This window comes from Photorhabdus australis DSM 17609 (assembly GCF_000711895.1).
Taxonomy (GTDB): Bacteria; Pseudomonadota; Gammaproteobacteria; order Enterobacterales; family Enterobacteriaceae; genus Photorhabdus; species Photorhabdus australis.
Genome location: NZ_JONO01000009.1, coordinates 1 through 22,118, shown reverse-complemented (window position 1 = coordinate 22,118; position 22,118 = coordinate 1). Strand labels below are relative to the sequence as shown.

The 22,118-nt window shown below is 51.2% G+C and carries 31 protein-coding genes; all 31 read left to right on the top strand.

All coding sequences use genetic code 11. The annotated features are described in order from the left end of the window. The first annotated feature begins 12 nt into the window (after positions 1-12). The gene (locus BO26_RS04430) at positions 13-435 is read left to right on the top strand and encodes a Mor transcription activator family protein (RefSeq protein ID WP_036769210.1); all 423 of its coding nucleotides are present in this window, start codon (positions 13-15) and stop codon (positions 433-435) included. A 99-nt stretch (positions 436-534) separates the two neighbouring features. Beyond that, positions 535-1,044: a glycoside hydrolase family 108 protein gene (locus BO26_RS04425; protein WP_036769207.1), complete on the top strand. Its 510-nt coding sequence runs from the start codon at positions 535-537 to the stop codon at positions 1,042-1,044. Then, positions 1,044-1,301 (top strand): hypothetical protein, encoded by a 258-nt coding sequence (locus tag BO26_RS04420; protein WP_036769204.1) that lies wholly within the window; start codon positions 1,044-1,046, stop codon positions 1,299-1,301. Before BO26_RS04425 ends, BO26_RS04420 begins: the two co-directional genes overlap by 1 nt. Then, positions 1,295-1,555, top strand: coding sequence for a hypothetical protein (locus BO26_RS04415; RefSeq protein WP_036769201.1), 261 nt, complete (start codon positions 1,295-1,297; stop codon positions 1,553-1,555). Before BO26_RS04420 ends, BO26_RS04415 begins: the two co-directional genes overlap by 7 nt. After that, the gene (locus tag BO26_RS04410; RefSeq protein WP_036769198.1) at positions 1,548-2,147 is read left to right on the top strand and encodes a hypothetical protein; all 600 of its coding nucleotides are present in this window, start codon (positions 1,548-1,550) and stop codon (positions 2,145-2,147) included. Before BO26_RS04415 ends, BO26_RS04410 begins: the two co-directional genes overlap by 8 nt. Beyond that, positions 2,144-2,371 (top strand): TraR/DksA C4-type zinc finger protein, encoded by a 228-nt coding sequence (locus BO26_RS23915; RefSeq protein ID WP_036769195.1) that lies wholly within the window; start codon positions 2,144-2,146, stop codon positions 2,369-2,371. Before BO26_RS04410 ends, BO26_RS23915 begins: the two co-directional genes overlap by 4 nt. A gap of 13 nt (positions 2,372-2,384) precedes the next feature. Next, complete coding sequence (locus BO26_RS23910) at positions 2,385-2,657, top strand: DUF2730 family protein (protein ID WP_036769193.1); 273 nt, start codon at positions 2,385-2,387, stop codon at positions 2,655-2,657. 8 nt (positions 2,658-2,665) lie between these two features. After that, positions 2,666-2,953 (top strand): VpaChn25_0724 family phage protein, encoded by a 288-nt coding sequence (locus BO26_RS04395; protein WP_036769409.1) that lies wholly within the window; start codon positions 2,666-2,668, stop codon positions 2,951-2,953. 2 nt (positions 2,954-2,955) lie between these two features. After that, positions 2,956-3,528 (top strand): DUF3486 family protein, encoded by a 573-nt coding sequence (locus BO26_RS04390; protein ID WP_036769191.1) that lies wholly within the window; start codon positions 2,956-2,958, stop codon positions 3,526-3,528. Further along, positions 3,528-5,087 (top strand): terminase large subunit domain-containing protein, encoded by a 1,560-nt coding sequence (locus BO26_RS04385; protein ID WP_110882673.1) that lies wholly within the window; start codon positions 3,528-3,530, stop codon positions 5,085-5,087. Before BO26_RS04390 ends, BO26_RS04385 begins: the two co-directional genes overlap by 1 nt. Positions 5,088-5,143: 56 nt before the next feature. After that, positions 5,144-6,661, top strand: a complete 1,518-nt coding sequence (locus BO26_RS04380; RefSeq protein WP_236637335.1) for a DUF935 domain-containing protein — start codon at positions 5,144-5,146, stop codon at positions 6,659-6,661. Next, on the top strand, positions 6,645-7,970 hold the full coding sequence (locus tag BO26_RS04375; RefSeq protein WP_036769189.1) for a phage head morphogenesis protein: 1,326 nt from the start codon (positions 6,645-6,647) through the stop codon (positions 7,968-7,970). Before BO26_RS04380 ends, BO26_RS04375 begins: the two co-directional genes overlap by 17 nt. 135 nt (positions 7,971-8,105) lie before the next feature. Beyond that, a complete protein-coding gene (locus BO26_RS04370; RefSeq protein WP_036769187.1) occupies positions 8,106-8,582 on the top strand; it encodes a phage virion morphogenesis protein in 477 nt (158 codons plus the stop codon). 164 nt (positions 8,583-8,746) lie between these two features. Next, positions 8,747-9,955 carry a phage protease gene (locus BO26_RS04365; RefSeq protein ID WP_036769185.1) on the top strand — a complete coding sequence of 403 codons (1,209 nt, stop codon included), beginning with the start codon at positions 8,747-8,749 and terminating at the stop codon, positions 9,953-9,955. Next, positions 9,955-10,878, top strand: coding sequence for a Mu-like prophage major head subunit gpT family protein (locus BO26_RS04360; RefSeq protein WP_036769182.1), 924 nt, complete (start codon positions 9,955-9,957; stop codon positions 10,876-10,878). The genes BO26_RS04365 and BO26_RS04360 overlap by 1 nt, the downstream gene beginning before the upstream one ends. Positions 10,879-10,937: 59 nt before the next feature. Continuing rightward, a complete protein-coding gene (locus tag BO26_RS04355) occupies positions 10,938-11,219 on the top strand; it encodes an HI1506-related protein (protein ID WP_036769179.1) in 282 nt (93 codons plus the stop codon). Then, positions 11,216-11,668: a gp436 family protein gene (locus BO26_RS04350; RefSeq protein WP_036769176.1), complete on the top strand. Its 453-nt coding sequence runs from the start codon at positions 11,216-11,218 to the stop codon at positions 11,666-11,668. Before BO26_RS04355 ends, BO26_RS04350 begins: the two co-directional genes overlap by 4 nt. After that, a complete protein-coding gene (locus BO26_RS04345) occupies positions 11,668-12,222 on the top strand; it encodes a DUF1834 family protein (protein WP_036769174.1) in 555 nt (184 codons plus the stop codon). Before BO26_RS04350 ends, BO26_RS04345 begins: the two co-directional genes overlap by 1 nt. After that, positions 12,219-12,398: a DUF2635 domain-containing protein gene (locus BO26_RS04340; protein WP_036769171.1), complete on the top strand. Its 180-nt coding sequence runs from the start codon at positions 12,219-12,221 to the stop codon at positions 12,396-12,398. Before BO26_RS04345 ends, BO26_RS04340 begins: the two co-directional genes overlap by 4 nt. Next, complete coding sequence (locus BO26_RS04335; RefSeq protein WP_036769167.1) at positions 12,399-13,871, top strand: phage tail sheath subtilisin-like domain-containing protein; 1,473 nt, start codon at positions 12,399-12,401, stop codon at positions 13,869-13,871. 9 nt (positions 13,872-13,880) lie between these two features. Continuing rightward, the gene (locus BO26_RS04330; protein WP_236637309.1) at positions 13,881-14,243 is read left to right on the top strand and encodes a phage tail tube protein; all 363 of its coding nucleotides are present in this window, start codon (positions 13,881-13,883) and stop codon (positions 14,241-14,243) included. A 2-nt stretch (positions 14,244-14,245) separates the two neighbouring features. Further along, positions 14,246-14,596 (top strand): phage tail assembly protein, encoded by a 351-nt coding sequence (locus tag BO26_RS04325; RefSeq protein WP_036769162.1) that lies wholly within the window; start codon positions 14,246-14,248, stop codon positions 14,594-14,596. 1 nt (position 14,597) lies between these two features. Continuing rightward, positions 14,598-14,729 carry a hypothetical protein gene (locus BO26_RS24425; protein ID WP_268870601.1) on the top strand — a complete coding sequence of 44 codons (132 nt, stop codon included), beginning with the start codon at positions 14,598-14,600 and terminating at the stop codon, positions 14,727-14,729. After that, entirely contained in the window at positions 14,730-16,580 is a 1,851-nt protein-coding gene (locus BO26_RS04320) for a hypothetical protein (protein WP_036769160.1), read from the top strand. It abuts the gene before it with no gap. After that, positions 16,580-17,938: a DNA circularization protein gene (locus BO26_RS04315; protein ID WP_236637303.1), complete on the top strand. Its 1,359-nt coding sequence runs from the start codon at positions 16,580-16,582 to the stop codon at positions 17,936-17,938. Before BO26_RS04320 ends, BO26_RS04315 begins: the two co-directional genes overlap by 1 nt. After that, a complete protein-coding gene (locus BO26_RS04310) occupies positions 17,931-19,013 on the top strand; it encodes a phage baseplate assembly protein (protein WP_036769159.1) in 1,083 nt (360 codons plus the stop codon). The genes BO26_RS04315 and BO26_RS04310 overlap by 8 nt, the downstream gene beginning before the upstream one ends. Beyond that, positions 19,010-19,552 (top strand): phage baseplate assembly protein V, encoded by a 543-nt coding sequence (locus tag BO26_RS04305; RefSeq protein WP_036769157.1) that lies wholly within the window; start codon positions 19,010-19,012, stop codon positions 19,550-19,552. The genes BO26_RS04310 and BO26_RS04305 overlap by 4 nt, the downstream gene beginning before the upstream one ends. Next, on the top strand, positions 19,549-19,989 hold the full coding sequence (locus BO26_RS04300; RefSeq protein ID WP_036769155.1) for a phage GP46 family protein: 441 nt from the start codon (positions 19,549-19,551) through the stop codon (positions 19,987-19,989). Before BO26_RS04305 ends, BO26_RS04300 begins: the two co-directional genes overlap by 4 nt. After that, on the top strand, positions 19,990-21,063 hold the full coding sequence (locus tag BO26_RS04295; protein ID WP_036769153.1) for a baseplate J/gp47 family protein: 1,074 nt from the start codon (positions 19,990-19,992) through the stop codon (positions 21,061-21,063). Continuing rightward, positions 21,054-21,641: a YmfQ family protein gene (locus BO26_RS04290; protein ID WP_036769151.1), complete on the top strand. Its 588-nt coding sequence runs from the start codon at positions 21,054-21,056 to the stop codon at positions 21,639-21,641. Before BO26_RS04295 ends, BO26_RS04290 begins: the two co-directional genes overlap by 10 nt. Before the next feature lie 2 nt (positions 21,642-21,643). Further along, positions 21,644-22,118: tail fiber protein (locus BO26_RS04285; protein WP_036769149.1), on the top strand; the 475-nt coding region annotated here is incomplete at its 3' end.

Genomic DNA, 22,118 nt, shown 5'->3' with positions numbered 1-22,118 from the left:
CGGGTTGTCGATATGAAAAACCTATCACTTTTTGCCGATAATTATGACGAATTGGGACAAATATTAGATCAATTAGATGATATACCAGAAACAGAGCTACAAGCACGTTGGCCGCAGCTACTTGCTGATATCATTGATTTATTTAGCACTGAGTTACAACGCCAAGGTTATATAAAAGATACGCGATTGTCAGCTAGTAAACTTGCGGGCGTTTTGGCCCATTATTATGGTGGCAGAGCTGTTTATTTACCCACTGGCGACACATTAAAAATCGCATTACGTGATAACCAGTTATTTAATGAGTGGAGTTGTTCTCGCGGTGAGGTTGTGCAGTTAGCAAAAAAATATCACCTTACCCATTCGACGGTATATGCTATTCTGCGTCAGCAATTAGCGCTCCATCGTAAACGTTATCAAGGTGAGCTTTTCAAGTAATCTACCTGTTCTGATGGGGTTTGTTTGACCTCCCACAAACCCAATTGTCCCGCCTAAAACATGATGATGAGCTACCGATTATCAACAAAGGTAGCTATCATGACTTACCGTTACAGCGTTTCCTTTATCCATGCTATCCATTACTTACTGTCCGTAGAGGGCGGCTATGTCAATAACCCCAACGACACCGGCGGCCAGACAAAATTGGGTATCAGTCAGCGCAGCTACCCTCACCTCAATATTGCCGCATTAACCGAAGACGATGCCACCGAAATCTATTACCGGGATTTCTGGCTGAAAGCCGGTTGCGATAAGTTACCGGCAGGTATCTCGCTGGCGGTATTTGATGCCGCCGTTCAGCACGGCATCAAGCCCGCCGTACAGCAATTACAACGTGCAGTAGGTGTCCGGGATGACGGCGTTATCGGCCCTGGCACCCTCAATGCCGTCGAAACCCTTGCGCCGCAATATCTGTTTATCCGACTACTGAATCGGCGTGCACTGGCTTACGCCCGTATTATTGCCGTGAACCCGACACAAAAAGTCTTTCTTGACGGCTGGTTTAACCGCCTGGATAAGCTGACGCCTGCGGTGTTAGAGGTGTTGTGATGCTGCCGCCGCCGATTTCAGACTATTTATTAAAAAGACAAATTGCTGAATTGCGTAACCCGCGCTATCTCGGTATCTATGAAGCCGGGCGGGAACGTTGTTTACAGCAAGCATTGGCCGGCAACGATATCAGCGACATTCCAATTTATAGCTATAACGCCACTTATCAATCGCTATTTTGCCGGGGCTGGCAATCCGTTTCTGCTCAAGATATCCGCTTATTGCGGGCTGAATGCGACAGGGGGCCGGTATGTTAGCGCACTTAAAGCAGCTTATCAGCAACCCGGCAACCGGTCGCCTCTCAACCTCTGATACCACCTTATTTGGGGCATTTGTTGCCAGTACAGCCGTTCTGTTGTGGTGTGCGCTTGCCGGCAAGATGGATGAATATCTGTTCGTCGGCTATCTCGCCGCCTGGGTTACGCATTCTCAGGCATCAAAACAAGCCGCCATTAAGCGTGACAAAGAACTCAATGTGACAGAAAACCGCGAGGTGTTTGCCCGTGATTAATCTTATCCGACGTTATTGGCTCATTGTGGTATGGGGTTCACTGTGCATTTGGCTAGGGGATAGGTGGGCCGAATCACGTTTGCAACCTCAAATCAATCAGGAAATTGAAAACCGCAAAGAAGCAGAACTGTCTTTTTATCGGGCACAAAAAGCCACCGCCGAATTAAATGCCGGCGTACTGCACGATTTGATTGAAAAACAGCAGGCACAGCAACATGCAAACGAAAAGATATCAAATGACTTATACGCCGCTATCACGCGCTTATCACAAACCACGCAACGTATTGAGCAAAGTATTCCTGAGGCTCTTAGGCGTGATGGGAGTGCTTACACCGGCATTGGCCCTAACGGGTTGCGGCTCTACCAAGCCGCTCTCGGTTACCGCCACGCCGCCCCTGGTGATTTCAGCCTGCCCGGCAATTCCTTCCCAGCTGTTACAACTGCCCGCGAAACCGCCGATGCCCCGTTCCGGGGAGCCGCATGCGCTGCTGACTCACGCCAGCCAATACGGGCAATGGAGCCAGGAACTGGCGCAAAAGCTGTCGGCAATCAAAGCATGGACCGACCAACAACGGGGAAAACAACAAAATGAGCAGACTGATTGATAAAGCCTGTGAAGTAGAACAATGTCAGCGGGAATTAGCTCTAAAAGCCCATGTTGAGCGGCCAATTCAGACAGGAGACGGCATTTGCTGTCACTGTGGCGACGCGATTGATCCCGCCCGGCTTGCCATTAATCCGGCGTTTGAACGCTGTGTTGACTGTCAAAAACAGGTTGAATTATGGGAGAAAAAATTCGGTGCTGGCATTTCTTAAAGAGAACTGGTCGATGGTGTGGGCGGCGGTCACGGTCACCTTTAACGTGGCACTGGTGTTGCTCAGTAAAACTTATGCCAAACGTGATGATGTTGAATTACTTAAAGTGCAGGTGCGACAGCTTGAAGGGTCATTATCGACTTTGCCGAATCAGAAAGAATTACACGCTTTGCAGCTGGAGATGGCGAACCTGCGCGGCGATTTAAAAGCCGCCTTGCCGGAGCTGCGTCAGTTACGCCATCTGAGCGATTTGTTATTACAAAATGAATTAAAGGAAAAGAATTAATGTCATCCATGCGTGAAATTTTGAACGCTGACCAACGGCTGGTTTTGCTGCGTTCACTGACCGAATGTGGTGGTGATGCCAATGAATCGGTCTTGCAGACCTGCCTTGATGCCTACGGTCATCGTATTGGCCGTGACGTGGTGCGCTCTCATATGTCCTGGCTGGAAGAACAGAGGCTAGTGTCGATCAAGGATGTTGCCGGTTGTCTGGTTGCTACCCTGACCGGACGCGGGGCGGATGTGGCAGAAGGTCGCAGTACCGTACCGGGTGTGAAGCGCCCTCGGCCAAGGGGATAGCCATGAGTAATAAACAGACGCGTGGTCGTCCGTCGAAGATTGATTTGTTGCCGCCGGCCATCCGGGACCAGCTTCACAGTTTGCTGCGTGATAAGCGTCATACCCAGGAAGATATCCGCACCGCGATTAATGAGCTGATCGATGAAGAAGGTTTACCCGATGCGCTGAAAATCTCCCGGACGGGTCTGAATCGTTACGCCTCCCGGATGGAAACCCTCGGTGCCCGTATTCGTGAAGGGCGGGAAATTGCTGATGTGTGGGTCTCCCGGCTGGGGTCTGCGCCCTCTTCCGACGTCGGGAAGCTGTTGCAAGAATTTGTGAAATCCCTCGCATTTGAAACCAGTATGAAGTTGGCCGAGGGGGATGAGCCGGTTGAACCGAAAGCCTTATCTCAGTTAGCCCTGGTCGCCGCCCGGATTGAGCAGGCCGCCATGACCAGCACGAAGCGCGAAAAAGAAATCCGGGCCGCGTTTGCGGCGGAAGCCGCAGAGCAGACTGAAACCCTGGTCAAACAGGCCGGACTCACGGCGGAAGCGGCGGCAGATATCAAGCGTCAAATCTTGGGGATTGTTTAATGCTAGTACAGGAATTAAACCCGGCAACGGAGTTTATTATCAATGCGGTTAACGATGAGACGTTTGACCCCAATGCGGTGCTGCTGGGTTATCAAAAGCGCTGGATCGCCGATGAATCGGTCTTAAAAATTGCAGAAAAATCGCGGCGGATCGGGTTGACCTGGGCTGACGCCGCTGATGCGTCACTGACCGCCGCCAAAGCCCGTGACGCCGGCGGCACAAACCATTTCTATATTGGTTCCAATAAAGAAATGGCGCGGGAATTTATTGATGCGGCGGCCATGTGGGCTAAGGCTTACGGGCTGGCGGCGGGTGAAGTGGGTGAAGAAGTCTTTAAAGATGAAGACAAAGATATTCTGACGTTTGTTATTTACTTTAGCAGCGGGTTTAAAGTCCAGGCATTATCCAGCAACCCTAAGAACTTACGCGGGATGCAAGGGAATGTCACCATCGATGAGGCCGCTTTCCATGAACGGTTGGCCGAAGTGCTGAAAGCCGCGCTGGCTTTGACGATGTGGGGCGCAAAAGTGCGCATTATTTCGACGCATAATGGCAATGAAAACCTGTTTAACGAGTTGATCCAGGATTCCCGCGCCGGGCGTAAACGTTATTCTGTTCATACGATTACGCTGGATGATGGTTGCAATGACGGGCTGTATAAACGTATCTGCCAGGTTTCCCGGCAAACCTGGTCGCAGGAAAAAGAAGACGAATGGAAAGCTAATTTACTCAAAGACACCGCGACGGAAGAAGATGCACTGGAAGAATATTATTGCGTGCCGAAGCAAGGCAGCGGGGCCTATATCCCCCGGGTGCTGATTGACCGCGCAACCAATGCCCAGTGTGTTGTTGTCCGTTTTGCTATGCCCAGGGGCCATATGACCTGGACGGAAGACGAGCGTAAAAACACAGTGTTGACGTTTTGTGAAGAGACGCTGTTACCTGCATTACAAAAACTGGATCCTGATACCCGCCATGCTTTCGGTCAGGATTTTGCCCGTTCCGGCGATTTATCGGTCATCGGGGCCGGGAGTATTGAGCAGGACACCCGCCGCATTCTGCATATCACCGTTGAATTGCATGATGTGCCTTACAATCAGCAACGCCAGATAGCCTTTTTTATGATTGACCGACTCCCCCGTTTGGTCGGGATTGCCATCGACTCGACAGGGAACGGCGGTTATTTAGGGGAAACAGTGTTATTGCACTACGGTGAAAATATGGTCGATGCTATCCATATTACGGATAATTTCTATCGTGAATGGTCACCAAAATACAAGGCGCTGTATGAATCCAATGACATCCGTATTCCTAAAGATGAAGACATCATTGCCGACCAGCGCCAAATCCAGAACATCCGGGGCGTGCCCAAAATTGATAAAACCCGCCGGGCCGGGACAGACGGTCAAAAACGTCACGGCGACAGTGCCGGGGCTTACCTGATGTTTACCCGAGCCAGTTACATGGACGGCCAGCTAATTGAATTTATTCCCCTACCGGAGAAACACGCGGCCAAAAACGATGATGACTTACCGACTTTTGAGAGGGGGTGTTGGTGAAAATATTCAACAGGTTAGTGGATGCCGTTGGCCGCCGCTTTTGGTTTAAACATGAGATGCAGACTCGGGATGGTGAATCCCGTGTGTCGCAATTGCGCCGATACTACGGTGATCATCCGGTCAGTGGTTTGACGCCTGCCCGCGCGGCTGAAATTCTGATTGAGGCCGAGCGCGGCCAGCTACTGGCACAGTGTGAACTGGCGGAAGATATGGAAGAAAAAGACGCGCATTTACAGTCAGAATTAGGTAAGCGTCGGCGGGCTATCCAGTCGCTGGATTGGTCAGTTAAGCCGCCGCCCAATGCCAGCCGGGAAGAAATCAGCGACGCCGAGCTATTAACCGAAATATTGTTAGATGCGGATTGGTTACCCGATTGCCTTTTCGATGCCACAGACGCGATATTAAAAGGGTTCAGCTGCCAAGAAATCGAGTGGGAAGATGCCGGCAAGCTGATTATTCCGCGTGCGGTTGAATGGCGCGACCCGGCCTGGTTTCAGACGCCTCAGTATGAGCGCAATCAATTACGCTTACGCAACGGGACGGCAGACGGGGAAGATTTGCAGCCGTTCGGCTGGATACAGCATATCGCCAAATCAAAGTCAGGTTATCTTGCCCGAACGGGGTTAATCCGCACTCTCGTCTGGCCGTTTATCTTCAAGAACTATTCGGTCCGGGACCTGGCCGAGTTTCTGGAAATCTACGGTCTGCCTATTAGAGTTGGGCAATATCCGGCGGGCGCGACTGACAAAGAGAAACAGACTTTATTGCATGCGGTCATGTCAATCGGTCATAACGCCGGCGGGATTATTCCGCGCTCCATGTTGATTGATTTTAAAGCGGCGGCAGACGGCACATCAGACCCGTTTATGGCGATGATGAATTGGGCTGAGTTGAGCATGTCTAAAGCCATTTTGGGTGGCACACTGACCAGCCAGGCAGACGGCGCGACAAGTACAAACGCATTGGGTAACGTGCATAATGAAGTGCGTTTCGAGGTGCGCAACAGTGACGCCACGCAACTGGCCGCCACACTCACGCGGGATCTGGTGTTTCCTTTATATGCCTTGAACTGCAAATCATTCGATAATCAACGGCGTAAGCCGGTGTTTGAGTTTGATTTGTCCGAGCCGGAAGATGTGAGCGCCTATGCCGCCGCGCTGCCGGGGCTGGTCGGTCTGGGGATGAAAATTCCGGTGCAATGGGTGCATGATAAGCTGCAAATTCCTGTTGCCGCCGATGATGAAGATTGCCTGAAAGTCCCCGAAACACCCGCAGCCCCGGATTTCTCTTCAGCCTTTTTAAACGCTAAAACCGGATGGACCGCATTAACGGCGGAGCCGGTGACATCGGTGAATACGATGCCGGGTGCGGTAAGCGGCCAGGAATGGCAAAACACGGTTGACCCGCTGCTAGTTCCTATTCTTATGGCACTGGAAACCAGGGGCTATGAGGCGGCAAAAAATAAAGCGTCTGAACTCTATGCTGACATGGACGATGAACAACTGGCTGATATGTTACATCGGGCGATGTTTGTCGCCGAACTCTGGGGGCGTCTGAATGTCACAACCGGTTGATTTAGGTATTGCCGCTAAATTAGAGCCAAAACTGGCCGTGGATTATTTTCGTGCCAAGGGCTATGACGTCAACTGGAACTGGCAGGAAACCGATGCTGCCGCTCATGCGGGAGCGTTCACCGTGGCAAAAGCGGCGCGGATGGATATTCTGACGACTATTCGTGATGAGGTGGATAAAGCGCTGAGTCAGGGCACCACCGAACGCGATTTTATTAAAAGCCTGAAACCCCGTTTGCAAGAACAGGGTTGGTGGGGTAAGCAAATTGTGGTTGACGGTGACGGTAATGCGGAAACCGTCCAGTTAGGCAGCCCGGCCCGGCTGGCAACGATTTATCGCACTAACCTGGCTACCGCGTATCAGGCCGGGCGATATCAACAGCAATTGGCGAGCACCGAGACCCACCCTTATTGGCAGTATATTGCTGTCATTGACAAGAACACGCGGAAAAGCCATGCCGCCATGCACGGGCGGGTGTTTCGTTTTGATGACCCAATCTGGGACACGTTCTATCCACCTAACGACTGGGGGTGTCGCTGCCGCGTTCGCGCACTAACCGCTGCACAGGTCAAACGAATGGGATTAACTGTAGAATCCAGTCTCGGTGCGGTGAGCACCCAACTTGTTGAAACCGGGGTTGATAAGCGGACGGGTGAAGTTTATCAGTCGGAAGTCACGACGTACCGCAACGGCAAGCAGCGCATGACCACCGGCGCGGGCTGGTCAAACAATGCCGGGCAATTGGCTATGGGGTCGGATATCAGTATTGCGCGTAAGCTGATTGGGTTGCAAAACCGTGAACTCCGTCAGCAGGTTATTCAGTCATTGAATAACGCCCCGGTACGACAACACGCATTCGCGCAATGGGTCGGCCAGGTGCTGACGCAACGGCGTCCTGGCAACAACATTCAACCGCTGGGGTTTATGACCGAGGATATTGCCGTGGCCGTGGAGGAACGGACCGGCAAGCCTGCGGCACGCGTGCTGGCTATCAGTGAAAAAGAACTGGTGCATGCTGACAGTCTTAAGCATCAGAAAAAAGGCGTCGCCCTGACCATGGCCGAATATCAGACGTTGCCGCAGGTGGTTGCCAATCCCTCGGCTATCCTCTGGGATAAGCAGAATCAGAATTTATTGTATATTCGCAATGATGATAACCGCACTATTAAAACGGTGGTCAATGCGCCGTGGTCAGTACGTAAACAACCTGATGCGTTGGATGTGGTTATCAATACGTACCGGGTGCCGTTAACAGAACTGAAAAAAGGCGTCGCCGGCGGAAATTATGAGTTGCTGAAAGGCATACTATAACAACAAAGCCCCGAATAACGGGGCTTGCTACAGTGGTGGGAGTTGAACCCACATAAACGTATGGCGCTCTGCGCTGACGTCGAATTACCGGTTATTCGTACACTGTTTAACCTATTTTACCATGAGTGAATCTGAATGCAACTTGACTATCAATTTGATGATGCGGCGATACAAGCGGCCTTTAAACGGGTGCAAAAGTTGGGGCGGAATACGACGCCGATCACCCGTGCGATTGCTGCTGTTCTCGCCAGTGAAAGCGAAGAGGCGTTTGCGCAAGAAGCTGACCCGACAACAGGCAACCCCTGGCAACCGTTAACCGAAAAGTACAAAGCCCGCCTGGCAAAAAAAGGCAAAACGGGCAGAATGTTACAACGCTCACAGGGGGGGCTGGCGATGTCGTTGTCAACAGCGTATGACGCAGTGAGCGCGGCCATTGGCACCAATAAAGTTTACGCAGCGATCCATCAATGGGGCGGGTTGCCCGATATGCCGCCCGGCCCGGCTGCGGTCCCCACCCGTCCGTATATGGGACTGTCGGCGCAGGGAATTGCGGATATTATCGACATTATCAATATCAATGCGCAGCACGCAGCGGCATTGAAAGCGCGTTAGTGTGTTAGCTCTTACCTAAAAAAAGTTAAACGCCTCCCGGCATTTTTAAACGGGTTTTAAACGGGGTATAGTGTCACTGCTGGCCCCCGTTCTATCTCTTCTTTCCCATGCAGGTGTGATCCCCCACAAACCCACCTTTTTTTCATTCTGTCCAGAATGGCAGCATGAAAACGAAAAGCCCAACCCCCAACCCCCGTTTAGCGATCCTGAATGCTTCGATGACTCAGGCCGCCGATGGCTGGTATCAGCTACTGCCCGCGGGTCATTTTAGTGCCCGTGACGGCCGCCCAGACGATGTTGTCGGTGGGCAGTGGTTTATGGATGCCGCCATTGCTGAACAGTTTATCGCTGCTACCGCGTCTATTGGTCAGCCCGTGCTGTTTGACTACAACCATGTGACATTAAAACAAAATGACGATGCTGCGGCGTGCAAAGACGCTATTGCGGCGGCGTGGCTGAAAAATCCCGCAACAGATATGCAGTGGCGCGAAGGTTTGGGGCTGTTTGTTCGCCTGTCGTTAACGCTCGCGGCTCAAACCGCTATCGATAACCGCGAATGGGCTTATTTGTCCGCCGTATTTCCTTATAACGAGCTGGGCCATCCCCTTTATTTGAGGATGGGCGCACTCACCAATGACCCCGGTTTAACCGGTATGCGGCCTCTGGCTGTGCTGGCGGCGCAAACTCTTTCGGACTTTTTACCTCCATCAAAACAGGACATTGTTATGAATGATCTTATTCTCCAGTTGCTAGAGCAGCTGGGTATTGAACTGCCCGACGATACCGCCGAACTCAGCGAAGAGGTACTCAATGATTTACTGAATCAGGCGCTGTCTGCGATTGAAACCCTGAAAGCGTCGGCCCAGGCGGCTGTTGATACGCAAGAGGTGATTGAGAGTACGGCAGACCCGGACAGTGTGACCAGTGGCGTGACCGATATCGTTGATGATGCCGCCACCGATATCACCGAAGCAGAACAGATCCTTGAGGACGCCGCTTTGAATGGTGTGGATTTAACCCGATTTGTTCCCGCTAAAGCCTATCAAATTCTGGCCCGCCGCGCCGCCGTGTTAAGTGCCCGGGCGGGTGCACAAAGTGCGGAGTCGATTATTACCACTGCCCGCCGACAAGGGCGAGTTGTCGCGGCGGAGGTGCCTTATTTGCGGGCGGTCGCGAGACAGCACGGTATTGCGGAGTTAAATGCCGCGATTGCGGGCCGGAAAGGCATTACGGCACTCACCCGCCGTCAAACCCTGAGAGCGAAACAACCGTCGCGTATGGCCGTCCTGTCCGCGTCTGAAAAAGAAGCGGCGAGGCTCCAGGGATTATCTGAGGCCGAATTCCTGAAACGCAAACAAAAAGGAGCCAAATAATGGCGATTGTGACCCCCGCGCTGATTAAAGCGTTATTTACCGGCTGGAACGGCGATTTTCAAAATGGGCTGGATGAAGCACCGAGTCAGTATGAAAAAATCGCTACCGTGGTACCCAGTACAACAAAATCCAACACTTACGGCTGGCTGGGGCAGTTTCCGGGCATGCATGAATGGATTGGTGACCGGGTTATTAAAGATATGCAATCACACGGTTATCAAATCATTAACCGGCCATTCGAAAGCACAGTGGGCGTTGATCGGGATGATATTGAAGACGATAACGTCGGCATTTACTCGCCGCTGTTTACTGAGATGGGACGTGCCGCCGGTGTGCAGCCCGATGAGTTGGTATTCGGTGCGCTGTCAAACGGCTTCTCCAATCTGTGTTACGACAAACAGAACTTCTTTGATGCTGACCATCCGGTCTACCCCGATGTAGACGGCAAAGGTGAGGCTAAATCAGTCAGTAACATCCTGACAGACGACGGCTATAAAGGGTTGCCGTGGTTTGTACTTGATAATTCCAGGGCCATTAAACCCATTATTTTCCAGCAACGTAAAGCGCCGGAAATGGTCGCGATGGATAAAGTCGATGATGAGCAGAACTTTATGCGCAAGCTCATTCGCTACGGCGTCGATACCCGCTGTGAAGCGGGTTACTCATTCTGGCAATTGGCTTATGCCGCTAAAGCGCCATTAACGGCTGACAACGTTTGGGCAATGATTTCCGCCATGCGACAGTTTAAAGCCGATGGGGGGCGTCCGCTGGCAATCCGGCCTACGCATTTGGTTGTTCCGCCGGCAATGGAAAAAGAGGCCACGCAGCTATTAGAGCGTGAGCTGACGATTGATGCTAAGGGCGGCACTGTCAGCAATGAGATGAAAGGCCGCCTTGAGCTGATTGTCGCGGATTACCTCTAATCCCCTGTTAAACGGGGTGTTAACCCCGTTTAAACCTTGTTTAAAGGACGTGAAATGTTATGTCAGAAAAAATTTCAATGGCTGAAAACGCCGAAACAATGGGTGTTTGCGTGGTTAATACCGCCCATGATGGCTATCGCCGTGCCGGGTTTGTGCTTGTTCGGGGAGAAAACACGTTGTCGACCGTTGATGTTGACCAGCGCCAGGCGCTGGAAGCTGATCCCCGTCTGTCTGTCACGGTTATTACGACAGATACCGATAATGACGAACCGGGGCGGCTGGCTCATCAAGATGATACAGCTGCGTTAGCTAACCCCAGGAAAGATAAGGCGAATAAATGAGTTATGCCCGGCTTGCTGATATGTACGCGCGTTACAGTCGTGACGGTCTGAACACCCTGACGGATGTCAAGATTGACAACTGGGCGGCATTAACCGATGACGAACTGACGACGGCACGTCAGCGACTGATACAAACGGCGCTGGATGATGCTTGCGCGACGATTGACGGCTATATCGACAGTCGCGCGACCTTGCCACTGAAAACGGTGCCGTCTGTTCTGGTCAGGGTGGCCTGTGTGCTGGCGCGGTTTTCGCTCGAAGACGGCGCGGCAACAGAAAAAGCCACAAAAGACAGTGAAGATGCGATCCGTCTGCTGGAAAAAGTCGCCGCCGGGGATGTCAGTCTCGGACTCAGTAAAGACGCTGAGCGCCCGGAGGGCGGTGATATTGCGCAAATCACCAGCGCCGGCAGTGTCTGGCAGCGCGAGAAATCGCGGGGATTTATCTGATGAAAACACCGGCTTCTATCACCAGTGATATTTCAGATTCGTTGGTGGCGGGCATCCAGCAGCTATTTGGTAAGACACTGCGCAAAGTGGATACCCACCCCGGCCAGTGGAGCGACAGCGCCGTCAAGCTGATTATCAATACCGCGCCGGCGGTTTACGTCGCCTGGTTAGGCAGTCGCCAGGGCGAGATACGTCACACCGCCATCAGCACCTGGGGCATTTTTGTCAGCGCATCCGTGTTAAACGGTAAACAAACCCAGGTGCCGGGTATTTATCAGATTGTTGAGCGGCTCACCGCCTGGCTGAACAACCGCCGGATTGCCCCGGCGGGTAACTTCACGCTGACTCAGGTTGGCAACCTGTGGAGCGATACGCAAAGTCAGGCAGGCATTGCAGTGTATGGGCTGTATTTTGATGCGCCGCAGCCACTGCCGGACCCTATCGCGATTGATGATTTGGATGATTATGCCACCCATTATCAGCAATGGGGGCAGCCAACGGGGACGCCTGAGCAGGAAGCCCTGATTCATTTACCTATTCAGGATAAACCATGACTGAATTGCATATTAAACCCACACCGGGGTTGGTTGTTCGTGACCCTGAAACATACGAACCGCTGACTGAAAAAGGCGATAAAAAGCCCCGTATCGGGTACTGGTTACGTCGCCTGAAAGACGGTGATGTAGTTGAAATTCCTGCTGTATCAACGAAAAAAGGAGCATCGCAATAAATGGCGCTCTCATTTAATGAAATCCCGGCCAATATTCGGGTGCCACTGTGCTATATCGAATTTGATAACAGTGCCGCGGTGACTGGCACACCGCAAATGTTGCATAAGACGCTCCTCTTGGGATTGCGCATGAAAACCGGGCGGGTGCCCGCCGGGCAACCTTTTCGCGTCACCTCGGCAAGTGCGGCTGAAACCGCGTTCGGGCGTGGCTCTATGCTGGCTGAAATGGCTGCGTCATTTATTAAAGGCAACGCGTTTGCCGAACTGTGGGCGCTCGCCCTGGATGATGCCGAGGATGGTGTCAAAGCCGAAGGGAAAATTCAGTTTATCGGTAAGGTGGCCCAAACCGGGCAAATTGCGTTGATGATAACCGGCGTTCCCGTGCGTGTCACGGTCAAGGCCGGTGATGATGCAGTCACGATGGCCGGTAAAATCCGCGATGTGATTAACGCAAATGAAAAACTGCCGGTCACAGCGAGCGCGGAAGCCCTGGCTGACACCGTGATATTGAAAGCCAAATGGGGTGGTGAAACCGGCAATGATATTGATGTCCGGGTCAACTACTACGACGGGGAAATGCTGCCGGCGGGCATCAACTTAGCGATCACCCCGATGGGTGGTGCTACGGGCAACCCCGATTTAGCGGCGGCCATTACGGCGTTTGGTGATACCTGGTGGAACTATATTGTTAACCCCTTCACGGATACGCCGAATCTCGATTTACTGCGTGATGAACTGAAAACCCGCTGGGGACCGCTGCGCATGATTGACGGCATTTGCTGGATGGCCTGCCGCGGCACACTGGCGCAAGCCTCAACGTTCGGGACGTTACGCAATGATTATCTGTTTTCAACCCTCGCAACCGGGATTGCGCCACAGCCGACCTATATCTGGGCGGCCACGTTGGCAGGTGTGGCGGTGGGTTCACTGAGTATTGACCCGGCTCGTCCCCTCCAGACGCTGCAACTGCCCGGTATTTTGCCGCCTGCCGCCAGCGACCGTTGGGCATTGAATGAGCGTAACTTGCTGCTCTATGACGGGATATCAACATTCAATGTGGCGGCGGGTAATGTCGTGCAGATTGAGCGCATGATAACCATGTATCGTGAAAACAGCTTCGGCGACCCCGACCCCAGTTATCTGGATGTCGAGACTATCGCGACTCTCTCGTATCTGCGTTACTCAACACGGGTACGTATCACGCAAAAATATCCGCGTCATAAGCTAGCCAATGACGGTACGCCGTTCAGTGCCGGACAAGCGATAGTCACGCCGTCCGTCATCAGAACAGAGTTATTAGCTTTATTTACTGAACATGAATTTGCCGGCCTGGTGGAAGATTTCGACGCGTTTAAAGCGACGCTGATTGTTGAACGCGACAGCAGTGATCGCAATCGCATTAACGTGCGCAGCAATCCGAATCTGGTTAATCAGTTCCGTATTTATGCGCACGCTATCCAGTTTATTTTGTAATAAGGAAAAATGATGGCAAGCCCCTATCAGTATACCGGTATTGCGTATATCCGGCTTAATGGCAAAGAGATCCCAACCAAAGACGGCGCACAACTGACGCCGGGCGGCGTAACCCGTGACCCGGTTATCGGTGCCCGGGTTTATGGCTGGCAGCAGACACCGAAAGAAGCCCGATTAAGCTGTGTTATTCCGCAAGGCCCCGGTGTCAGTCTGTTTGTGATTAAAAATATGGTGGATGCGACTATCGAATTTGAATGCGATACGGGCGAACGTTTTATGCTCGCTAACGCCTGGTGTGACGGTAATGTGTCGCTCACCAGCAAAGGTGAGATATCCGCTGAATTTATCGGCATTGAATGTAAGGAAATTTAACCATGTTTCAGTTAAAGCACGGCCTGCAATACGGCCATGATGACGAAGCCGAAAAGCAGTTTGATGTTGAACTGCGCCAGTTGACTGCCGGTGATTTGATTGATGCCGAAACCGCCAGTGAGCGGGTCGTGATGACAGAAAAAGGCCCGATGCTACTCTCCAGTCCGGCGCTAATGGGCTATGAGTTATTACGCCGCACTATCGCACGTGTTGGCAACATCAACGGCCCGATACCGATGGCACTGTTAAAAACCCTGCATCAGGATGATTTGGAGTTAATCGCCAGCCAAGCTGGTTTACAGCGTCATGTCGCGATGGAAACGATGAGGCAAGTCGCCGACGAGGGGCGATAGTTTGCAGTGCGTTCGGGCTATTGAACGCACTGCCTTATCCGTCGGTATTCGGCTTAAGGGTGGGCCAGCCTGGGCGCTGGCCTTACCGTTACCGAAACTATTGTTGTACTCACACTGGCTGGGGAAACGCTAAATGACAACGAAAAATCGCGCCGAATTTATTGTTAATCTGGTCGGCAATGTGACGCAAAAATCCCGTCAGTTCGGGGCCAGTATCCGCAGGTTCGGCACGGAAGGCAGCCGCTCAATGCGGCTGTTTTCCAGTGCGGTAACCGGGGCTAACGGTATTCTGGATAAATTTGATAACCGTATGGTGGGATTTGTCACCGGCGGCGGGCTGGCAATGGCGGGCAAACAAGTTGCCGACCATCAGCAGACTATCACCGAACTGGGTACAACCTATAATCTGACGGCGGACCAGGTGATGAAACTGGATGCTGCGGTAACCAAAGTCGCCGCGCATCGTAAACTCAGTACCTCGGATTTAATGACCGGTGCAGAAGCGTTCCTGGGAAAAACTAACGATCTTGAAGCTACTTTAGCGCAACTGGACAATATCGCGCTAACGATTAACGCTATCAGACTGGAAGCCAGTGCTGCCGGGAATGAGCTGGGCGGGATGTTTAATGTGGGCTTTAAGTCCCCGGAGAAAATGCGTAAGTGGCTTGAGGGTGTAGTTTCTGCCAGCAAAGAGGGGACTGGCAATATCGGCGACCAACTGACGGCATTAAGGGGATTGGGAAAAGACACAAAATGGCAATCCCAATTAGACCAACAGCAAATGTTGGCAATGCTGCGTGTTGCTAATGCCGAATTTAATGATCCAGAACAGGCATTTTCTGCCATGCAGGGTTTTTACGACACCATTAATGATAAAGAAAAACAGAAGATTTTAAAACGAAAAGGCCGAATTAATGTAAAAGATAAAAATGGGCAGCAAAAACACCCTGCTGATCTTGCGTTTGAAATCAGTAACGCAGCCAAAAATAAGGAGCACAATTTAAAAGATGTTTTTGATGGCGACACCTTGAAATTTATCATGATACTCGGTGACCCTAAAAAACGTGATTTGGTAAAAAAAATTGCTCACCCGGATAATATTGAAGAGGGATTGCTGGAGAAAAAAGCCACACAGAATGTCCAGACATTTAATGGTGCATTAACGTCATTAACAAACACCGGAGAGCGATTTGCTCAACTGAAACTGGCTAAACCTGTTCAGGACTTAGCTGATGCCATTCATTCGCTGACGCCAGAGGAATTAGACGAATATGCTGCTGCCGTTGAAAAAGCCGCGTATGCGATCGGGGCGGCTGTGGCGGCGCGTTATGTGTATCGCGCCGGTAAAGGGGTATACAATTTTGCTAAATATATTAAGGGTGGCCCAGCGGGTTCGGCGGGCGGTGATACCTCTTCGGGGGCATTAAGTGGTGCTGATGTGGTGCCGGTTTATGTCACGAACTGGTCAGAACAAGGTCAATCGGATAATAACAACAGCCCCAGTAATAACAAGTCAAAGTTTAATCGCGGCGGTCTGATCGGTGCCGTAATCAATACAGTCAGTGAGCTTGAGGCTCTGTTGCCATCCGAAGAGGAAAAAAAAGTTACCCTTGAAAGATGGAAAAAGCAAATGAAGGAAGAATACCCCCATGCCTACGACACAAGCGGTCAAGAACGTGGCTCCCCAATATTCCCTGTCAGCCTTAAAAACTGGTGGTATGGACATAACGATCAGATAGTGAAAGAAGGGATCACGCCCTCCCCTTACTTAACCGGAAACTGGGAACAGAAGTCTCCTCCGTCGCTGGCAGAACCTGCTAACCCGCAGCCCCAACCGCAGCAAAATCAGCAAAAACCGCCGGAAGGTAAGATTACTATCCAGGTTGAAACGACCGGGGATATCAAAGCGAAAACGAAATCAGTCAAGGCTGAGAATGTCGATTTGCGGGTGAACACCGGCTACAGCTATGCGAGAAGTTACTGATGATGCCCGATTTTGATGGTGTGTTAACCCTGTTTAATGATACCTCCTGGCGTTCAAAAGTGGGGACGGGTAAAGGGACATTTCGCGGTACCCCATTCTATATTATTGATGATGCGACGCTGACCGGCGGTCGTCGTGTGGTTCGTCACGAATACCCCTTGCGGGATGACGGCGAAACCGAAGACCTGGGACTGACCACCCGCGAGTATGCATTTACCGCCGTAGTGTTTGGTGATAACTATTTTAGTCAGCGTGATGCGCTGATAACGGCACTTGAAGCTCCCGAACCCGGCGAAATCGATCATCCTTATTGGGGCAAGCAGCGGATTCAAATCGAAACCTACACTGTGCGGGAATCCTGCTATACCGGTGGGGTTGCGATGTTTTCTGTCACCTTTGTGCCGGCGGCGGATAAAACCGCCCCGGTTGAAGCGCACAAGCCCGAACTGAACAGCGATAGCCTGACGAACCGCGTTCTGTCCGATGTCACAGCGGCATGGGACACCGTAACCGGCGCAATGGCTAAAGTCACCGAGACGCTGAATACCGTTGAGGCGACGGTTAACACCCTAGTTAATGGTATTCGCAGCTTACCGGCTACCTCCGGTATGAACCAATTATTGGGTTCCGCACTGGCGCTGAAAGGCTCCTTAAAGAATCTGATTAATGCCCCGCATCAGCTCTTTGATGATATCGCTAATTTGGTCAGCGGCATGGCGGAAGTTGCCCCACCTGCCGTTGCCAGCCGGGCATTACGTAAAACCGGCAGCAGTATTCAGGTGCAATCCAAATCGAATGTGCCGGCAGTGGCGCATTTACAACATGTAGTGAATACCACCACCACGGTTTTTATTGCGGCTCAACTTGCCGGGTTAGTGTTAAATGCGGCGACAGAAGCCGCGAAAACCAAACCGCCTGCGCCTTCATTAACCCTGGCCGGAACGTCTTACACCGTTTTTTCTTCGTCAGCCGTTGATGCTCAGTCATCCAAGTCTGGGGCTGAACTCCCGGTAACTTCCATTCCGCTGATTGAAACGCTGGATGATACCCGAAAAGCCAGTACCCAATTGGATGATGAGCTGATGCAATTACTGATAGCGACCGGGGATCTGGGCTGGTTCGAGACCTCAAATCAGCTCCGGGATTTTCGCATTACCTTTGTGCAGCAAATGCAGGCCACGGCGGGGGCGTTACCGACCGCCAGACATATTGCGCTGGCAGGAACAGAGCCAGCGTTAGTCACGCTTTATCGCGAAACCGGCGAGGTGCATCAACTTGCCCGTTTTATCCGCCGCAACGGTATCCGACACCCGGCGTTCGTCACCGGCGGCGTAGACATTGAGGTGATTAATGGCTAATACCATCGAATTAATTTTGGGTAATAAAATCTATTCCGGCTGGAAAACGCTGGATGTGACCCGCAGCATTGAAGATATGGCAGGACAATTCTCATTAGGCGTCACAGTTAAAAGCGGTGATTCTCCGCTTGTGCTTTTACCTGGTCAATCATGCCAGCTTGAAATGAATGGTCAGCGGGTAATTACCGGTTATGTGGATACGGTGGAAACCAGTATTGATGATGAAAGGACCATTACCGTATCGGGTCGGGATAAAACTGGTGATTTAGTTGATTGTGCGGCCATTCATGGTAAAGGCCAGTGGCGTAATGTCACCCTGGAAACTATCGCCAAAGACTTATGCAAGCCGTTCGGTGTCACCGTTCGTTGGGAAGTCAAAACGGTGTCGGCGGCAACCGTATTCAAACAATGGCAGATTGAACCCGGCGAAACCGTGTTTGATAACTTGTCACGCGCTGCCCGGCATCGCGGGGTGCTGGTAACCAGTAATGCGCTGGGTGAACTGGTTTTTACCACTGCTGGCACGGAAAAAGCCGGTATTTTAGTGCTGGGACCAGCAGACAATCAGGGAGTGAAAATTCAAACGATTGACACTTATCTGTCCTGGATTGACCGGTTCAGCCTGTATCGTGTTAAAGGCAGTAATGCCGCCGGTGGCTTATGGGGAGAAACCCAAACCCCGGCACAATCTACCGCGATTAATATTGATGTGCGTGATGCTGAAATTACCCGCTATCGCCCCACTATTATTCTTGCTGACGATAACCTGACTACCGCCCAAGGCAATGCGCGTGGCTCGTGGGAACAGAAACGGGCATTGGCGCATGGTATGACTGCAACAGTTGGCGTCACTGGCTGGTTCAAACCAAATGGTCAGCTCTGGCAGCCTAACGAATTGGTGACGTTAAACGCCCAGCCAGCCGGCTTGAATGAGAAAGTCCTGTTGATTGTCTCAGTGAATCATACACTTGATAACGATACGGGCACGGTAACAAAGCTCGAACTGATGCCGAGTGACGGCTTTAACGAACCCGCACAGCCTGAACCTAAAACCAATGACGGGGTATGGAAATGATTAATCAGCTTAATAAGCTCACCGCCAGCATTCAGCGCCGGGTCCGGCTGCTGATTTCGCGTGGCGTGGTTAATATTGTCAATGACTCGCTGAAGCAGCAAAACTTGCAAGTTTCGTTGCTGGCTGATGAAGCTGCTGACGATGTAGAACGATTTCAAAACTATGGTCACAGTAGCGTTCCGCCCGTCGGCAGTGAAGCGATTGTATTGTCGGTGAGCGGCGTTCGCCAGCACCTGGTTGCGATTGCCGTCGACAATAAAAACAGTCGTATGGGTAAGTTAAAGGCGGGTGACAGTGCGCTTTATCACCAGGAAGGGCATCATGTTTTACTGACTGAAAATGGGGTTGTTCGCATTCAGTGCAAGCGTCTTGAAGTCGTGGCGGATGAAATTGTGTTTGATGCTCCCCAAACCCGCTTTACCGGCAATGTTGATATAAAAGGTGTCAGTACGGCTGACAATCATATGTCAGGTTCAACCAGCGGTAAAGACCACATTCACACAGAGCATGACGGATACAGCACGAGCAAACCGAGATGAATGACATTGCGCTTCAATGGCAAACCAACAACGCAGACATTGCTATCAAGCACGCGGATATTGTGCTGGATAACTCATTAGCGACTGCGGTCATTATTTCATTATTTACTGACCGTCGGGCGCTGGATTCTGACGAACTTCCTTCGGGGGCTGGTACTGACAAACGAGGTTGGTGGGGAGACTCATTTAATGCGCGGCCAATCGGCAGCCGGTTATGGTTGTTATCACGAGAGAAACAGTTGTCATCTGTTTTGCATCGTGCCAAAGCTTATGCAGAAGAAGCGCTGACATGGCTGATTGAAGATAACCATGCAAAGCAAATCACTGTTGCCGCAACAGCACCCGAACGCGGGGTTTTATTGCTGACAGTGAATATTACCCTATTCAACGGCAGTGTGTTGCCCCTGTCGTTTAAAGCTCATTTAAGTGTGATTTAAATGCCGTATAAAGCCCCATCTCTTAGCGCGTTACTGGCTCGTACTCAGTCAGATATTGAGAGTCGTTTACCCGGCACATTTGCCCGTTCTGCATTCAGTACCACGGGGGCAATTGCTTTTGCTAACGCGGGTAACGCAGCCGGATTGCATGATCATCTTGCATGGACCAGTCGGCAGGTTGTCCCTCATCTTTCAGACGATGACAAACTCCTGGAACATTGTGAGTTCTGGGGGGTATGGCGTAAACCCGCCACTCAGGCAACAGGCAGTATTACAGTGACTGTGCTAAATAAAACCGTGATACCGAAAGGCACACGCTTTCAGCGCCCGGATGGGGTTGTGTTTGAGTCTACTGATGATGTGTATGCCGCATCGGGTGAGAACCCAGTTTCTGTTATTGCCATCGAACCCGGCAGGCGGGGAAATACAGCAGCCGGGGTTGAATTTGAATTGGTTTCGCCGGTTGTCGGTGTGAAAACCCAAGCCATGACTCATTACATTGGCGGTGGTGCAGAACTGGAATCGATTGATTCACTGCGTTCTCGTTTGTTGTTCAGAGTGCAATACCCGCCATCCGGGGGCAATAAATATGACTATGAACGCTGGGCTAAGGAATGTGCAGGGGTCACTCGTGCGTGGTGTATCCCGCGCTACCGTGGCTATGGGTCAGTCGGTGTTTTATTCGTGATGGACGAAGAAACCAATATATTTCCACGACCAGGGGATCTTGTGCGTGTGAAAGAATACCTGACCGGGCATATCAACCCGGTGACCAACCAAGCAGAAGGCAAAACAACAGGTGCGGAATTAATTGTGGAAAGTCCTGTTGCTAAAGTCATTAATTTTCGCATTCGTTTATCGCCGAATACAGAAGTCGTCAGACAGGCTGTAAAAACCAATTTGAAAGGTTATCTGGAAAATCTGCCGCCAGGTGGACTGGCTTTACTGTCAGAAATGCGGGCAACCATTTCTAACGCGCCGGGTGAAATTGATAACACCGTGATGTCACCTGTTGCGGACGTGTATGCCGCCGAACATGAAATTTTTGTCCTGGGAGATATCGAATGGCAATGACAGCAAAAGACTATCAAAAATCCGGTCTTGATTTATTGCCCCCAGGCAAAGCCTGGGTAAGAGATCCCGATAGCGATCTGGGTAAATTAATGCTTGCATCAGGCGAAGAATTTGCCCGCGTGGATGTGATTAGTGACGCTATCTTAAATGAAATTTATGCAGACCGGGCTTTTATGCTGCTTGAAGATTGGGAAGACTTTGCCGGGCTTCCCGATTGCAGTATTGACGATGAGTCAACGATTGACAGTCGCCGGCAGGCAGTAAAAGCAAAGTTAATCATGTCAGGCAGTCTCTGCAATCAATTTTATGAGCACTTAGCGGCAGAACGCGGCTATCGTATTAAAATCGAGGAGCATTACCCTCATCACTGCCTGCGTGGATGCAACTATCCCATTTATCCAGAAAAAAATTGGTTTCGTGTTTTTGTTCATGTCTTTGAAAGAACCTCGCGCTTTTCAACTGTGCTTGATAATTGTAAGCAACGCTTGCGTGTTGCTGACGCGGCAGACCTTGAGTGTTTATTAGAACGCTATGTCCCCGCCGAAACTGAATTTGTATTTATTTATCATGAGGATTAACGATGTTTGGACTTGATAACCCCTCTGGCGTTAGTGTGATGCCGCCCGTCACCCCGGCAAGCAATCCGACACCGCTCTGGTTTACTGAGGGCGGCGCGGGTCTTGCTGTCAGCTACCCCGGCCAAGAATGGTTTAACATTGTGCAAGCTGAATTGTTGTCTGTATTGCAAGCCGCAAACGTTAGGCCCGACAAGAGCAAATTAGATCAACTTGCTGTAGCCATTAAAAGTATTGTCACTGAAAAGAGCATTGGACTGACAGACAAACTCGGCAATAGTAGTGCATTAGCCGCATCACAAAAGCTGGTTAGTGAAGTTAATAACAATGCCAATAGTAAGCTGGCAAAAAACCAAAACGGCGCAGACATTCCCAACAAAAGTGAGTTTGTGAAAAACCTCGGTTTGGTGGATACGGTGGTGTTGGCGAAAAATGCGTTGCCTGTTTATGCGTCTTCTCTTTCTGTAAATCTCAATACAT